Raw genomic sequence first — 14,925 nt, 5'->3', positions numbered from 1 at the left:
CATGACGATCGACGTCCGCATCGACGACCTCGCCCATCCCGCCACTCGCGCTCTCGCGGCCGCGCACCTCGCCGGGATGCGCGCGGGCTCGCCGCCCGAGAGCGTGCACGCGCTCGACCTCGGCGCCCTCTCCGACCCCGCCGTCACGGTGTGGTCGGCGTGGATCGACGGCGACGTCGCCGGCATCGGAGCGCTCGCGCCGCTCGACGACCGCAATGCCGAGCTGAAGTCGTTCCGGACGGCGGACGCGCACCTCGGGAGGGGCGTCGCGCGCGCCGTCCTCGCGGCGGTCCTCGCGGAGGCCCGCAGACGCGGCCTCGACGCCGTGTGGCTCGAGACCGGCAGCTCGCAGGACTTCCTCCCGGCCCGGCGCCTCTACGCGGGGGCGGGCTTCGTCGAGTGCGAGCCGTTCGGCTCGTACCGCCCCGACCCGCTGTCGACGTTCATGACGCTCGACCTGCGCGGGGGCCGCTGAGGTCAGGCCCTGTGCACGACCGCGACGGCGAAGGCCTGCACGCCCTCGCCGGCGCCCGTGAACCCGAGGCCGTCGGTCGTCGTCGCAGACACGCTCACGGGCGCCCCGCCCAGCGCCTCCGAGAGCACGGTCTCGGCCTCGCGCCGCCGCGGCGCGAGCTTGGGGCGGACCGACTGCACCTGGACCGCGACGCTCGCCACCGCCCACCCGTTCTCGGCGAGATGCGCGAGGGTGTCGGCGAGGAACGCCCCCGCATGCGCACCGGCGAACTCCGGCCGGTCGACGCCGAAGCGGCCGCCGATATCGCCGAGACCGGCCGCGGAGAGGAGCGCGTCGACGACGGCGTGCGCCACGGCGTCGCCGTCCGAATGCCCGGAGAGCGCGGGCTCCCCCGGCCACTCCAGCCCGGCGAGCCAGAGCGGCCCCTCCCCGCCGAACGCGTGGACGTCCGTGCCGATGCCCACACGGGGCATGCCCGAGAGCACGACGGCCGCGGGCGCACCGACCGGGAGCGCGCCGGCGGGCGCACCGGCGGGAGCCCGGGAGATCAGGGAGCGCGCACGCTCGAGATCGGCGGGGGTGGTGATCTTGAAGGCGAGCGGCGACCCCTCCACCGACGCGAGCGGATGGCCGGCGGCCGCCACGAGCGCGGAGTCGTCGGTGTACTCCGCCTGCGCGACACGGTAGGCGGCGTCGAGGACATCGCGGCGGAAGCCCTGCGGCGTCTGCGCGGCGGCGAGTTCCGCACGGTCGACGACTCCCGTGATGCGCTCCCCCTCCACACGCTTGATCGTGTCGACGACGGGGAGGACGGGGACGACTCCCCATCCCGTTCGCTCGACGGCGTCGACGACGCGGTCGACGAGGTCGCCCGGCGCGAGCGCCCTGGCCGCGTCGTGCACGAGCACGGTCCGGATGCCGGGCCACAGCGCGGCGAGCCCCGCGGCGACCGACGCCTGCCGGGTGGCGCCGCCCGCCACGACGCTGGTGAGCGGCGCGCGCTCCCCCGCCGCCTCGTGCGCGTCCACGAGCGCCTCGCCGACGCGATCGGCCGGCGCCACGACGACGACCTGCGCGGGGCGCGCGGCGAACACGCCGTCGAGGCAGTGGCGCAGGATCGTGCGGTCGTCGATCCCGACGAAGGCCTTCGGTCCCCCGGCACCCAGCCGCGTTCCCGATCCCGCGGCGACGACGACGACGGCGACATGGGGCGACGGCAGGAGGGTGCTCACCCTCCCACGCTACCGTCGGCACGGAGGAGGGCCCGGCTCATCCGAGCCGGGCCTTCCTCGACGACGCGACGGCGTCAGCTCGCGAGCACCTCGTCGAGCATCTCGGCCGCCTTCTCCTCCTCGACCTTCTCCGCGAGCGCGAGCTCGGAGACGAGGATCTGGCGGGCCTTGGCGAGCATCCGCTTCTCCCCCGCGGAGAGGCCGCGGTCCTGATCGCGGCGCCACAGGTCGCGCACGACCTCGCTGACCTTGATGACGTCGCCCGACGCGAGCTTCTCCAGGTTCGCCTTGTACCGGCGCGACCAGTTCGTCGGCTCCTCCGTGAACGGGGCGCGCAGCACCTCGAACACCTTGTCGAGTCCCTCCTGGCCGATGACGTCGCGAACGCCGACGAGGTCGACGTTCTCGGCGGGGACCTCGATGACGAGATCGCCCTGCGTCACGTTCAGCTTGAGGTAGATCTTCTCCTCGCCCTTGATGACGCGAGTCTTGACTTCGGTGATCGTCGCAGCCCCGTGGTGCGGATAGACGACGGTCTCGCCAACCTCAAAAAGCATAGAAATGTGTCCTTTCGGCGATCTCTATGATATCACAGCCCGACATGCAGTAAGGTTCGCGGCGCACCCGCCGCTCGCGGGCAAGGTCGGCCTAACCCGGGGCCCGTTGTGCATCCCTCTAGAATGGGCGGGAAGCTCCGCCGGAGGGCGGCGCCGCACCATCTGGAGGATCCGTGAACTCGCGCGCACTCGCGTCCGCCGCCCTTGCCGGCCTCGTCATCCTGGGGACCGCCGGCTGCGGCGCCATCACCCCGCAGGCGACCACCATCGAGTACTCCGCCTCCGACGGCGTCAACATCCCCGACAGCGACGGCGCGCCTCTCCAGATCCGCAACGCCGTCGTCATCGCCGACGCCGAGGGCATCGACGGCAACCTCGCCGCGGCGGTCGTCAACACGAGCGACAGCGCCGAGACGCTCACGCTCGAGTGGGGCGACGAGTCGGCGACCGTGCGCGTCCCCGCCGGTGCCGTCGTGAGCCTCGGCACGGCAGACGAGGACCCCCTGCTCCTGGAGGCCATCGACTCGCCCGCCGGCTCCACGCTCCCGATCTACTTCCAGTCCGGCGACGCCGAGGGCGTGCTGAGCGAGGTGCCCGTGCTCGACGGGTGCCTGGAGCAGTTCGCCGACCTCGTGCCGGGCGGCGCGGCGAGCGACTGCGAGAAGCCCGAGACCGGAGGCGGTGAGGAAGAGGGCCACTGACCCTTCCCCGCCTGTGTAGAGGGGGCCGAGCGGATGATCCCGCTCGGCCCCCTCTGCGCGTGCGGCCTCAGCCCTCGAAGCGGTAGCCCAGCCCGCGCACGGTGACGAGCATGACGGGCTCGGACGGCACGCGCTCGATCCGCGAGCGGATGCGCTTGATGTGCACGTCGAGCGTCTTGGTGTCGCCGAAGTAGTCGCTCCCCCACACCCGGTCGATGAGCTGGCCGCGCGTGAGCACGCGCCCGGCGTTGCGCATGAGGACCTCGAGGAGCTCGAACTCCTTGAGCGGCATGTTGATCTGGTCCCCGTCGACGGCGACCGTGTGCCGGTCGATGTCGAGCGTCACGCGCCCGCCCTCCAGCACGCGCTCGTCGAGGTCGGCGTCCGCGGGGGCGGAGCGGCGCATGACGGCGCGCATGCGCGCGAGCAGCTCGCGCGCCGAGTAGGGCTTCGTCACGTAGTCGTCCGCGCCGAGCTCGAGCCCGACGACGATGTCGACCTCGGAGTCCTTCGCGGTGAGCATGATGATGGGCGTCGTCGACGTCGTGCGGATCTGCCGGCACACCTCCGTGCCCGGCATCCCCGGCAGCATGAGGTCGAGCAGCACGACGTCGGGCTCCTGACCGCGGAATGCGGCGAGCGCGGCGTCGCCGTCCTCGGCGATCTCGACCTCGTACCCCTCGCGGCGCAGCAGATAGGCGAGCGGCTCCGAGAGGTCGGGCTCGTCCTCCACGAGCAGTACACGCGTCATTCGTCCTTCTTCCCTTCCGGGGCGCCCTCACGCCGCGTCGGCCGCGGCGGCGCCCTTCCTCTTGCGTCGAGCGGGCGTCGCGCCCGCGTCCGGAGCCTCGCTGCGCGGGAGCCGGATGGTGAACGTCGAGCCCCGGTCGGGCTGCGACCACAGGCGCACCTCGCCGCCATGGCGGCTGACGGCGTGCTTCACGATCGAGAGCCCGAGGCCCGTTCCGCCCGTGCGCCGCGACCGCGCCTGATCGGCGCGGTAGAAGCGCTCGAACACGCGCTGCTGGTCGGCCTCGGCGATGCCGATGCCCTGGTCGGTCACGGCGATCTCGACGGCGTCGGCCGTCGCCCGCACCCCCACGCCGACGCGCGACCCGTGGGGCGAGTAGGCGATCGCGTTGGCGATGAGGTTGCCGAGCGCCTCGATGAGGATGTTCGCCGAGCCCCGCACGTGCACGCCGCGGTCTCCGCCGCGGACGAGCGACACGTCAGCCGACTCGGCCTGCACCTGGTACTGCTCGAGGGCGTGGGCCACGACCTCGTCGACGGCGACATCGCCGAACTCGGTGAGCTCGTCCGCCGCCTGCAGCTTCGACAGGTTCATGATGCGGCCTGTGAGCTCGCCCAGGCGCTGCGCCTCCGCCGACATGCGCGACGCGAAGCGGCGCACCTGATCCGGATCGTCCGATGCCGACTCCATCGCCTCGGCGAGCAGCGCGATGGCTCCCACGGGCGTCTTCAGCTCGTGACTGGTGTTGGCGATGAAGTCCTGTCGCATCTGCTGCAGCCGCTCCTGCTCGGAGATGTCGCGCACGATGAGGAGCGTGAGCCGCTCGGCGATGCCCGTCGCCCGGGCGACGATGAGCCGCGTCTCGTCGGAGATCCGGCCGCGCCGGATCCGCATCGTCTGCGACTCGGTGGAGCCGCCCAGCCTGGCCGCCTTGACCAGCGCGTGCAGCTCCGGCTGGTCCAGCCCCTGGCCGGGGGTGAGGGCGAGCCATGCACCGGATGCGGACACGGACACGACGGCTCCCGAGGCGTCGATCACGGCGGTGGCGTCGTCCATCGCGTCGAGCGCCGCCGTGAGCGCGGGCGGCAGCTCCCTGCTCTGCGCGCGCGCCGCCATGCCCCTGGCGCGCACGGCCAGCGCCACGATCAGCACGAGCCCGCCGCCGAGGATGATCCCCAGGCCGAGGGCGAGCAGCCCGAGCTGCGTGGAGTCCATGGCTCCAGAGTAGAGTGCAGCCGGGAGGCCTTCCCGACGAAAGAGCTCCCGCCGGGACGCCCCCAGGCCACTGTTCACCGTCTCGGCACCGGCTGTTCACCTTCGCGATCGACAATCGCGGGGCCCGCACGCCAGTGTGAGAGCGCCGCTTTGCGGCGCGACCCGAAACCGACGAAAGGTTCCGCACGATGCGCGAAGTCTTCCACCAGGCACTCGAGGACATCCAGAACCGCCTGGTCGAGATCGCCGAGCTCGTCACCGTCGCCATCGACAAGGCCACCACGGCCTTCGAGAGCGGCGACGTCTCGCTGGCCGAGGAGGTCATCGCGGACGACGCCCGCATCGACGAGCTCGCCCTCTCGGTCGACGAGCTCGCGATCGACACCCTCGCGATGCAGCAGCCGGTCGCGCGCGACCTGCGCATCATCGTCAGCGCCCTGCGAACGAGCGCGTCGCTCGAGCGGATGGGCGACCTCGCGGAGCACATCGCGCAGCTCGCGCGGTCCCGCTTCCCCGAGCGCGCCATCCCGAAGGGGCTCAAGGGCACGTTCGTGAAGATGGGCAAGCTCGACGTCGAGGTCGCGCGCACGCTCGTCGAACTGCTCCGCACGCAGGACCTCGCCTACGCCGCCTCCATCCGCGACTCCGACGACGAGATCGACGAGCTGCACGCGAGCGTGTACGAGAAGGTGCTCAGCGAGGCCTTCTCGGGCGACGTCGGGCACGTCATCGACGCCGCCCTCGCGAGCCGCTACCACGAGCGCTTCGGCGACCACGCCGTGTCCATCGCCAAGAAGATCGTCTACCTCGCGACGGGAGACTGGACGGGGCGCGCCGACGGCGAGCCCGAGGTCGAGGTCGTCGACCGCACCGTCATCCCCGGGGTCTGAGCCCCGGTACGACGAAGCGCCCCGCCGGACGGCGGGGCGCTTCGTCGTACCGGGCTACTTCTTGCCCTGCGCCGCGACGGCGGCGGCGCCGGCGGCCGCGGCCTCCGGGTCGAGGTAGCGGCCGGGGCCCGTGGGACGCAGGTCGTCGTCGAGCTCGTACACGAGCGGGATGCCGGTCGGGATGTTGAGGCCCGCGATCTCGTCGTCGCCGATGCCGTCGAGGTGCTTCACGAGGGCGCGCAGCGAGTTACCGTGCGCCGCGACGAGCACCGTCTTGCCGGCCGTGAGGTCGGGGACGATCTCCGCTTCCCAGTAGGGCAGCAGGCGGTCGATGACGATGGCGAGCGACTCCGTGCCGGGGATCTCGCCGTCGATGCCGGCGTAGCGCGGATCGTGCGTCTGCGCGAACTCGTCCTCGGGGTCGATGACGGGCGGCGGCACGTCGAAGGAGCGGCGCCACTCCATGAACTTCTCCTCGCCGAACTCGGCGAGCGTCTGCGCCTTGTCCTTGCCCTGCAGCGCGCCGTAGTGGCGCTCGTTGAGGCGCCACGAGCGCTTCACGGGGATCCACAGGCGGTCGGCGGCGTCGAGCGCGATGTTCGCGGTCTGGATGGCGCGGCTCAGCACGGAGGAGTGCAGCACGTCGGGCAGCACGCCCTGCTCGGCGAGCAGCTCGCCACCGCGATGCGCCTCGGCCTTCCCCTGCTCGGTGAGCCGCACGTCGACCCAGCCGGTGAAGAGGTTCTTCTCGTTCCACTCGCTCTGCCCGTGGCGGAGCAGGATCAGGGTGTGCGTCATGCTCCCAGCCTAGCGAGGCGGCGCGCCCGCGACCGCCGCGATGCCGCTGCGCGACGCCGGCGCGCGACAATGGACGGCATGCCGACGACCGAGGGACGCCCCACCCGCGGCACGACCGGAACCAACCGCCTGCGGCGCGTGGACCGCTGGATCGCCCGGCATCCCGCCGTGGCCAGCGCGGACGATCCGCTCGTGGTCGACCTGGGCTTCGGCGCGAGCGGCGTGACGGCGTTCGAGCTCGCCGCCCGCCTGCGTCGCTCGCGCCCGGACGTCGCGGTGCGGGGGCTCGAGATCGACCCAGAGCGCGTCGCGCGCGCGACGGCGCAGCTCGTCTCGGTGCGCGCGGGCGGGACGCCGTTCCCCGCCGACCTCGACGTGTCGTTCGCACGCGGCGGCTTCGAGGTGCCGCTCCCCGGTGGCAGGCGTCCGGCCGTCATCCGCGCGTTCAACGTGCTGCGGCAGTACGACGAGCACGAGGTGGCGGCGGCGTGGCGGCGGATGGCCGCGCGGCTCGCGCCGGACGGCGTGCTCGTCGAGGGCACGTGCGACGAGCTCGGGCGCGTGTGCGCGTGGGTCGACGTCGATCCCTCGGGCGCTCCCCGTCATCTCACGATCTCGCTGCGGCTCGAGGGCCTCGAGCATCCCGGCGTCGTCGCGGAGCGGCTGCCGAAGGCGCTCATCCACCGCAATGTCCCTGGCGAGCGCGTGCACGCCTACCTGCGCGCCCTCGACGCGGAGTGGGAGCGCGCGGCCGCGCTCTCCCCCTTCGGCCCCGTGCAGCGCTGGATCGCGGCGGTCGACGCGCTCCGCGCGGCGGGATGGCCCGTCGCCGGCCGGCGGGGCCGCTGGCGGCTCGGCGAGGTCGCCGTCCCCTGGGAGGCCGTCGCACCCGCGTGACGGCCGCGGACCCAGGTCCGGCGCGGATGCGGGGTCGGTCAGATGCGGGGGATGGCGCGGGACGCGTCCTCGCGCGGCATCCCCGCCGCGATGAGCAGGTCGACGACGAGCGGCCGCAGCGACGCGACGAGCGCGAGGTCGCCCTGCGGGGCGTCCGGGAGGACGTCCGCAGGGTCGAGGCGGGCCGCGATCGCCCGCAGCGCCTCGCGTGCGGGCGGCTCCGCCGCGACGTCGTCGAGGGCGTCGCCCACGAGCGCTGCCGCGCGACGCACCTCGGCGAGGAGGTCGGCGGGGATCTCGCGTGCGACTCCGTCTCGCACGACGTAGGCGGCGCGCCGCGCGACGACGCGGAGGTTGCGCGCCGCGAGGTCCATGTTCTGGAGGACCCGCGCGTGCCGCGCGAGCTCCATCCGACGCGAGCGCAGGAACGGCGAGAGCGCCGAGACCGCCTGAGCGGACTCCAGCGAGGTGCGCCACGCATCCACGGGCGCCTGCAGCGCGCGGGCCTTCTCGAGCCCGCGGTCGGCGCGCAGCGCATCGCCGCGGCGGAGTCCCTGCACGATGCGCTCGGCCGCCGCGTCGAACCCCGCGAGCACGATGCGCGCGTCGCGCAGTTCGGCGCTCATGGGGTTGCGAGGGAGCAGCGCCGTCACCGCGACGGCGAGGGCGCCGCCGATCGCTCCGTCGGCGAGCCGCATGAAGGGCAACGGGCCGAGGGGCAGCACGAGGGCGATCGCCGACTGGATGGCGGCCGCCACGGCGAACTGCGGCGACGGCATGAGGAACCGCGCGACGACCATCGTGACGGCGAGTGTCAGGGCGAGCTGCCACGGGCCCGTGCCGACGAGGAGCCTCAGCACCTCGGCGATGAGGATGCCGGTGAGCATCCCCAGCACCGTCTCGAGCACCTTCCGCGGTCGCGCGTCGCGCGCGAGACCGAGGCTCGAGATCGAGACCGTCGCCGCCAGGAGCGGCGACTCGTGACCGAGGACGAGGTGCGCGAGAAGGAACGCGCCCGTCGCCGCGATGACGATCTGGGCGATGGCGATGGCCGAGCCCCGTACGCGCTCCAGGCCGGGGCGCGGTGAGACCCGCTTGCGCCATGTGACGGGGACGGCGGCCGTGAGGGGCGAGGTCTCGCCGCGGGGATCGGTCACCGTGCCGACGCTACGCCCGCCCGTGCGCCACGGGGCGGCGCGACAGGCGCGTGAGCCGCGGCACCTCGGCCGTCGCCCCCGCGTCGGCGGGGACGACGACCTCCTGGGCGGCCGCGACACGGGCTTCGCCGACCGCGACGACGAGCGTCTCATCGGCCGCGACACGGCGTGCCACGACGGCGAGCGCGATGGGCCCGAGCTCGTGGTGACGCGCCGCGGACGTGACGCGCCCCACCTCGACCTCGCCCGCGAGCACGGCGTCGCCGTGCCCGGGCAGCACGGAATCGCTGCCGTCGAGGTGCAGCAGCACGAGCCGCCGCGGCGGATGGCCGAGGTTGTGCACCTTGGCGACCGTCTCCTGACCGCGGTAGCACCCCTTCGCGAGATGCACGGCGCTCCTCAGCCAGTCGGTCTCGTGCGGGATCGAGCGCTCGTCGACCTCGGCAGCCCATCTCGGCCGCCACGCCGCGATGCGGAGCGCCTCCTCCGCGAGGAGGCCAGCGGGCGGCAGCTCGGCCAGGCGCCGCCATCCGTCCTCGTCGACGACGGCCTCCGCCCACGCCAGCTCGGCGCCGGGATGCGCCGCCGTGTCGGCGTACTGCCATCCGCCCGGCGCGACCCCCGTCCACGGGTCCTCCCAGACGACGGCGGCACCCGCGGGGCGGATGGCCGCCGCGACGGCCGCCGCGGCCGCATCGCCTCCCGCGACGAAGCCCGCGACCCGCAGCTCGGGGCGCGCGGCGACCTCCACCTGCGCGCGGAAGCGCATCATCCCGAGCCACTTCGCAAGGCCGGGCGCATCACCCCTGTCGACCACGAGCCACGTCGTCGCACCGTCGTCGACGACGGCTGCGGCATGCTCGACGCGCCCCTGCGGGTCCAGGACGAGCAGCTCCGTGCTCTCACCGGGCGCGAGCCCCGTGAGCGCCTGCGACGTGATCGAGTCGAGCCAGGTGAGACGGTCCGGTCCCGAGACGGAGACGACAGCACGGTCGTCACGCGGGACGACCGCCGTGCCGCCGGCGAGCAGCCGCTGCTCGCGGACGGGGTCGCCGAAGTGGGCGATCCCGTCGTCCGAGGCGACGGCACCGGGGAGCGAGGAGAAGACGTCGGTCATGCACCCATTCTCCGCCCCGACGGGCGGGGTGGGCGCGTCAGGCGACGCGGGCGAGGCGCGCTGAGGCGTGCGAGCCGAGCTCGCGCCCGAGCGCCGCGATGTCCCACGCCCACAGCAGGTGGTCCTCGACGAGCCCGTACAGGCGGGTGGCGGCGGCATACGGCTTCGCCGAGGCCGTGCGCACCACGGCGTCCGTCGCGAGGTCGATGCGCGGGCCCGCCACCCGACCGAGGTAGAGCTCGCTCACCCCGTCGGAGTGCACGAGTCCGACCTCGATCTCGAAGCCGTCGGCCGTGCGGAGACGCTCGACGTCGTCGGCCGTGCGCGCGGGAGCCGTTCCGAGAGCGGGGAGCAGGCCGGGGCCAGGAGACGCGTCGTCGGCGGGCCGCGCGAGCCGCCAGAAACCCGTCTCCGCGACGAGCTGCTGCGCGTCGCGCCCCTCGCCGGGGAGCGTCCGCGCCGTCGCGGCGTAGTTGAGGAAGGACCCTCCGTCGTGGCTGAAGCTCACGCGGTGCGTGAACTCCGCCTCGTAGTGCACGTCGCCGACCCGGTAGTCGACGACGCCGGTGCCCTCCCAGACGCCGATGAGCCACGACAGCGGCACGAGATCGGCTGGCAGGTCCGTCGGGATCTCGATCACGAGGATCCGACCGGGCTCAGCGCTGGCCGCGGAAGAGGTTGACGATGACGGCGCCGGAGCAGAAGGCGATCGCGAGGCTCGCGAGGCCGAGCAGGCCGACGAAGAACAGTTCGAGGGCGACGAGGTCCATGACCCCACTCTAGCCCCTCGCGGAGCAGTGTCAGGCGGGCGCGATCGCGGCGAGCGCGAAGACGAGGGAGACGGCCCCCATGACGACGACCGCGCCGACCGCCGACGCCGCGACGCGCACGATGAAGCCGCGCGCCTCGCCCATCGCGAGGTTGACGGCGAACGCGACGAGCAGGGCGAGCCCCGCGCCGGCACCGAGCCATCCTGCCCGCTCCGGCGACGGCGCGAACAGCCCGATGCCGATCGCGGCGATGGCGCCGAACAGCCATGAGACGACGATCGGCGCCGGCGAGCGGCGCGGCACGAGCACGGGTTCGGTCACGCGTCCATTGTCGCCCGACACCCCGCCCATCCGGGCAGCGGGACGCGCGCGTCGCACGAGCCGGACCCGCTGCGTCTCAGCCCGCGCCCAGGAAGCCCTATCATCGGAACCACGGTGCGGACCCCCGCCGCCCGAAAGGATGTCGCTTGGCTCAGCTCCTCGTGCTCAGCTCCGCCCCCGGCGGAGGCCCCGCCCTGCCCGCGCTCGAGCTGCTCAGCCATCGCGTGCGGCAGATCCCGGCGGAGCCCGCTCAGCTCGTGAACGCGCCCAACGCCGACGCGATCTTCATCGATGCGCGCTTCGACCTCGTCGGCGCGAAGTCGCTGTGCAAGATCCTCACGACGACCGGCATGGACGCGCCCCTCGTCCTCATCATCACGGAGGGCGGCCTCACGGCGGTCTCCCCCGACTGGGGCGTCGACGACGTCATCCTCGCGACGGCGGGGCCTGCGGAGGTCGACGCGCGCATCCGGCTCGTGATCGGGCGCCAGACGACCGAGCAGGTGTCCAGCCGCATCCAGACGTCGGGCATCACGATCGACGAGTCCTCCTACTCGGCCAAGGTGCACGGGAAGCCCCTCGACCTCACGTACAAGGAGTTCCAGCTCCTGCACTTCTTCGCCACGCATCCTTCCCGCGTGTTCACCCGCGAGCAGCTGCTCAGCGAGGTGTGGGGCTACGACTACTTCGGCGGCACGCGCACGGTCGACGTGCACGTGCGGCGCCTGCGCGCGAAGCTCGGCGATCTCGAGCAGCTCATCGGCACCGTGCGCAACGTGGGCTACCGATTCAACGTCTACGAGGACGACCAGGTCCCGGCGCCCAAGGCGCGCGCCGAGGTCGACTGACCCGACGCGCGGCGCGTTCACGCATCCGTCACCGAGCGGTGCCAGGATAGGCGCATGACGGACGCGCCCCTGGTCGATCCCGGCTTCGACACCGAGGACGACGACTTCGACGAGATCGTCGAGAAGCCCGACGCCGAGCTGCCAGAGCACCGCTACATGGACCGGGAGCTCAGCTGGCTCGCGTTCAACAACCGCGTGCTCGAGCTCGCCGAGGATCCGTCGCTGCCGCTCCTCGAGCGCGCGAACTTCCTCGCCATCTTCGCGAGCAACCTCGACGAGTTCTTCATGGTGCGCGTGGCGGGCCTCAAGCGCCGCATCGCGACGGGCCTCGCCCTGCCGACCAACATCGGCACGGCGCCCATGAAGGTGCTCTCGAACATCTCCGACCTCGCCCACACCCTCCAGGCGCGCCACGCCGAGGTCTGGAACGAGGACGTCAAGCCGGCGCTCTCGGCCGAGGGCATCGACTTCGTGCGCTGGGACGAGCTGGACGACGGCGAGCGCGCCTACTTCTACGACTACTTTCAGTCGCAGGTCTTCCCCGTCCTTATGCCCCTCGCCGTGGACCCGGCCCACCCCTTCCCCTACATCTCGGGGCTCTCGCTCAACCTCGCCATCCGCATCCGGAACGCCCGCACGGGCCGCGAGGAGTTCGCCCGCCTCAAGGTGCCGCCCATGCTGCCGCGCCTCGTTCCGGTGCCGGCGAAGCCCGACGCCCCCGAGAGCATCCGCTTCCTCGCCCTCGAGGACCTCATCGCCGAGAACCTGGACGACCTGTTCCCCGGCATGGAGATCCTCGACCACCACGCGTTCCGCCTCACCCGCAACGAGGACGTGACGATCGAGGAGGACGAGTCCGAGAACCTCATCCAGGCGCTCGAAGCCGAGCTGCTGCGGCGACGGTTCGGCCCGCCCATCCGCCTCGAGATCACCGAGGACATGGACGACGTCACGCTCGACCTCCTCGTCCGCGAGCTCGACATCTCCGAGCAGGAGGTCTACCGCCTCCCGTCTCCGCTCGACCTGCGCTCGCTGTTCGGGATGGGGCGGATCGACCGCCCCGAGCTGAAGTACACCCCGCACCTCCCCGTCACCCCGCTGGCCTTCCAGCCGGCTGACGCCGACTCGAAGCACGCGCGCGCCGACGTGTTCGCGGCCATCCGCAAGGGCGACGTGCTCGTGCACCACCCGTACGAGTCGTTCGCGACGAGCGTGCAGGCGTTCCTCGAACAGGCGGCGCGCGACCCCCACGTGCTCGCCATCAAGCAGACGCTCTACCGCACCTCGGGAGACAGCCCCATCGTGCAGGCGCTCATCGACGCCGCGGAAGCGGGCAAGCAGGTGCTCGCCCTCGTCGAGGTGAAGGCGCGCTTCGACGAGGCCAACAACATCGAGTGGGCCCGCAAGCTCGAGAAGGCCGGCGTGCACGTCGTCTACGGCCTCGTCGGCCTCAAGACCCACTGCAAGCTGGCGCTCGTCATCCGCGAGGAGAAGGGCCTGCTCCGGCACTACACGCACGTCGGCACGGGCAACTACAACCCGAAGACGAGCCGCATCTACGAGGACTTCGGCCTGTTCACGTGCGACCCCGAGGTCGGCCGCGACGTCACGCGCCTGTTCAACGAGCTGAGCGGCTACGCGATCGAGAAGAAGTTCAAGCGCCTGCTCGTCGCGCCCCTCCACCTGCGCAAGGGCCTGCTGCGGCTCATCGAGCGCGAACGCCGCAACGCGCTCGCCGGCAAGCCGGCACGCGTGCGCATCAAGGTGAACTCGATGGTCGACGAGCAGATCATCGACGCGCTCTACCGGGCGTCCATCGCGGGCGTGCACGTGGACGTGTGGGTGCGCGGCATCTGCAGCCTGCGCGTCGACCTGCCCGGCGTGAGCGACAACATCCGCGTGCGCAGCGTGCTCGGCCGCTATCTCGAGCACGCCCGCATCTTCGCCTTCGCCAACGGCGGAGACGAGGAGGTGTACATCGGCAGCGCAGACATGATGCACCGCAACCTGGACCGCCGCGTCGAGGCGCTCATCCGCGTCGTGAAGCCCGCGCACATCGCCGAGCTGGGCGCCTTCTTCGACCTCGCGATGGACGACTCCTCCGCGACGTGGCACCTCGGTGCGGAGGGCGTGTGGACGCGCCACCATGTCGACGCGGAGGGTCGGGCCCTCGCCGACGTGCAGGATCGGACGATGGCGACGATCCAGCGACGGCGGCGCCCGCGCGCGACCCGATGAGCGCACGCCCCCGCCCCGTGTACGCCGCGGGCTGCGTCGTGTGGCGCGAGCTCGACGGCGAGCTGCTCGTGCTGCTCGTGCACCGCGGCAAGTACCGCGACATCTCCCTCCCCAAGGGCAAGCTCGACCCCGGCGAGATGCTCGCGCAGACCGCTGTCCGCGAGATCCACGAGGAGACCGGCCTGCGCGTCTCGCTCGGGCCGGCCGTGGGCCGCTCCGTGTACATCCAGCCCTCGGGGCGGGAGAAGATCGTGCAGTACTGGGCGGCGGAGGCGACCGCCGAGGCCATCCGGGCATCGACGTTCGTTCCCAACAAGGAGATCGCGGGCATCGAGTGGGTCACGGTGCCCGCGGCACGGGAGCGCCTCAGCTACCCGGTCGACCGGGAGATCCTCGACGGCTTCGACCGGCTGCGGCGCGCGGACGGTCTGCGCACGTTCCCCGTCGTCCTGCTGCGGCACGGCAAGGCGCTCGCACGGGACGACTGGGACGGCGCCGACGCCGACCGCCCGCTCCAGGAGCGCGGCCGTGAGCAGGCGAAGGCCGTCGTCGGGGCGCTCGCGGCGTTCGGCGTGCGGAAGATCGTCTCGAGCTCGGCGGAGCGCTGCGTGAAGACGGTGACGCCGCTGTCGAAGGCGCTCGGGCGCCGCATCGTGGAGACCGACGCCCTGGGAGAGGAGGCGTTCGCCGCGGGCACCGCCGACGTGCGCGACGTCGTCGGGCGCCGCGTGCGGTCGGGCAAGCCCGCGGTGCTGTGCAGCCACCGGCCGGTGCTGCCGACGATCGCTCGCGAGCTCGCGCTCGCCACGGGCACGGTCGGCGGCCGCCACCTCGACGCCGCGTCGACGCTCGAACCGGGATCGTTCTCCGTCGCCCACATCTCCGCATCGCACCCGGGCTCGGGAATCGTGGCGTTCGAGACCCACTCCCCCGGGATCTGAGGCGCGGCGCCCGCGCC

Annotated in this window: 16 protein-coding genes; 7 read left to right on the top strand and 9 right to left on the bottom strand. The window is 72.8% G+C overall.

Features of this window, described 5'->3' with window-relative positions:
• Position 1 precedes the first annotated feature (1 nt).
• Entirely contained in the window at positions 2–475 is a 474-nt protein-coding gene (locus ABD998_RS14705) for a GNAT family N-acetyltransferase (protein WP_345440672.1), read from the top strand.
• Between the two features lie 2 nt (positions 476–477).
• On the opposite strand, the gene ispD is transcribed toward ABD998_RS14705, so the two are convergent.
• On the bottom strand, positions 478–1,707 hold the full coding sequence (gene ispD / locus ABD998_RS14700; protein ID WP_345440668.1) for a 2-C-methyl-D-erythritol 4-phosphate cytidylyltransferase: 1,230 nt from the start codon (positions 1,705–1,707) through the stop codon (positions 478–480).
• Between the two features lie 74 nt (positions 1,708–1,781).
• On the bottom strand, positions 1,782–2,264 hold the full coding sequence (locus ABD998_RS14695) for a CarD family transcriptional regulator (RefSeq protein WP_345440665.1): 483 nt from the start codon (positions 2,262–2,264) through the stop codon (positions 1,782–1,784).
• A gap of 173 nt (positions 2,265–2,437) precedes the next feature.
• On the opposite strand from ABD998_RS14695, the gene ABD998_RS14690 reads away from it, so the two are divergent.
• Complete coding sequence (locus ABD998_RS14690) at positions 2,438–2,965, top strand: DNA modification methylase (protein WP_345440662.1); 528 nt, start codon at positions 2,438–2,440, stop codon at positions 2,963–2,965.
• A 67-nt stretch (positions 2,966–3,032) separates the two neighbouring features.
• Here the strand turns inward: ABD998_RS14690 and ABD998_RS14685 are convergent, their stop codons facing one another.
• A complete protein-coding gene (locus ABD998_RS14685; protein ID WP_345440659.1) occupies positions 3,033–3,716 on the bottom strand; it encodes a response regulator transcription factor in 684 nt (227 codons plus the stop codon).
• A gap of 27 nt (positions 3,717–3,743) precedes the next feature.
• Positions 3,744–4,931, bottom strand: a complete 1,188-nt coding sequence (locus tag ABD998_RS14680; RefSeq protein ID WP_345440656.1) for a sensor histidine kinase — start codon at positions 4,929–4,931, stop codon at positions 3,744–3,746.
• 188 nt (positions 4,932–5,119) lie between these two features.
• Between ABD998_RS14680 and phoU the strand changes: the two genes are divergently transcribed.
• Positions 5,120–5,821: a phosphate signaling complex protein PhoU gene (gene phoU / locus ABD998_RS14675; protein ID WP_345440653.1), complete on the top strand. Its 702-nt coding sequence runs from the start codon at positions 5,120–5,122 to the stop codon at positions 5,819–5,821.
• Between the two features lie 54 nt (positions 5,822–5,875).
• Here phoU and ABD998_RS14670 read toward each other — a convergent pair whose 3' ends face one another.
• Positions 5,876–6,619, bottom strand: coding sequence for a phosphoglyceromutase (locus ABD998_RS14670; RefSeq protein ID WP_345440650.1), 744 nt, complete (start codon positions 6,617–6,619; stop codon positions 5,876–5,878).
• A 69-nt stretch (positions 6,620–6,688) separates the two neighbouring features.
• On the opposite strand from ABD998_RS14670, the gene ABD998_RS14665 reads away from it, so the two are divergent.
• Entirely contained in the window at positions 6,689–7,516 is an 828-nt protein-coding gene (locus ABD998_RS14665; RefSeq protein WP_345440647.1) for a class I SAM-dependent methyltransferase, read from the top strand.
• A 38-nt stretch (positions 7,517–7,554) separates the two neighbouring features.
• On the opposite strand, the gene ABD998_RS14660 is transcribed toward ABD998_RS14665, so the two are convergent.
• The 4 genes from ABD998_RS14660 to ABD998_RS14645 form a co-directional block, all read right to left on the bottom strand.
• A complete protein-coding gene (locus ABD998_RS14660; RefSeq protein WP_345440644.1) occupies positions 7,555–8,673 on the bottom strand; it encodes an FUSC family protein in 1,119 nt (372 codons plus the stop codon).
• 10 nt (positions 8,674–8,683) lie between these two features.
• The gene (gene ygfZ / locus ABD998_RS14655; RefSeq protein ID WP_345440641.1) at positions 8,684–9,790 is read right to left on the bottom strand and encodes a CAF17-like 4Fe-4S cluster assembly/insertion protein YgfZ; all 1,107 of its coding nucleotides are present in this window, start codon (positions 9,788–9,790) and stop codon (positions 8,684–8,686) included.
• Positions 9,791–9,827: 37 nt separating this feature from the next.
• Positions 9,828–10,430 carry a nitrobindin family protein gene (locus ABD998_RS14650; RefSeq protein ID WP_345440638.1) on the bottom strand — a complete coding sequence of 201 codons (603 nt, stop codon included), beginning with the start codon at positions 10,428–10,430 and terminating at the stop codon, positions 9,828–9,830.
• 160 nt (positions 10,431–10,590) lie between these two features.
• Entirely contained in the window at positions 10,591–10,881 is a 291-nt protein-coding gene (locus tag ABD998_RS14645; protein WP_345440635.1) for a hypothetical protein, read from the bottom strand.
• Between the two features lie 146 nt (positions 10,882–11,027).
• Here ABD998_RS14645 and ABD998_RS14640 point away from each other — a divergent pair, with 146 nt between their 5' ends.
• The 3 genes from ABD998_RS14640 to ABD998_RS14630 are packed head-to-tail and all read left to right on the top strand — an operon-like array spanning position 11,028 to position 14,908.
• Positions 11,028–11,729: a response regulator transcription factor gene (locus tag ABD998_RS14640; RefSeq protein ID WP_345440632.1), complete on the top strand. Its 702-nt coding sequence runs from the start codon at positions 11,028–11,030 to the stop codon at positions 11,727–11,729.
• Positions 11,730–11,783: 54 nt separating this feature from the next.
• Complete coding sequence (locus ABD998_RS14635; protein ID WP_345440629.1) at positions 11,784–13,967, top strand: RNA degradosome polyphosphate kinase; 2,184 nt, start codon at positions 11,784–11,786, stop codon at positions 13,965–13,967.
• Positions 13,964–14,908: an NUDIX hydrolase gene (locus ABD998_RS14630; RefSeq protein ID WP_345440626.1), complete on the top strand. Its 945-nt coding sequence runs from the start codon at positions 13,964–13,966 to the stop codon at positions 14,906–14,908. The genes ABD998_RS14635 and ABD998_RS14630 overlap by 4 nt, the downstream gene beginning before the upstream one ends.
• Positions 14,909–14,925 lie beyond the last annotated feature (17 nt).

The sequence above is a fragment of the Microbacterium gilvum genome (genome assembly GCF_039543865.1).
Classification (GTDB): Bacteria; Actinomycetota; Actinomycetes; order Actinomycetales; family Microbacteriaceae; genus Microbacterium; species Microbacterium gilvum.
The sequence above is the reverse complement of the archived record's forward strand: the minus strand, read 5'-3'. Positions and strand labels throughout refer to the sequence as shown.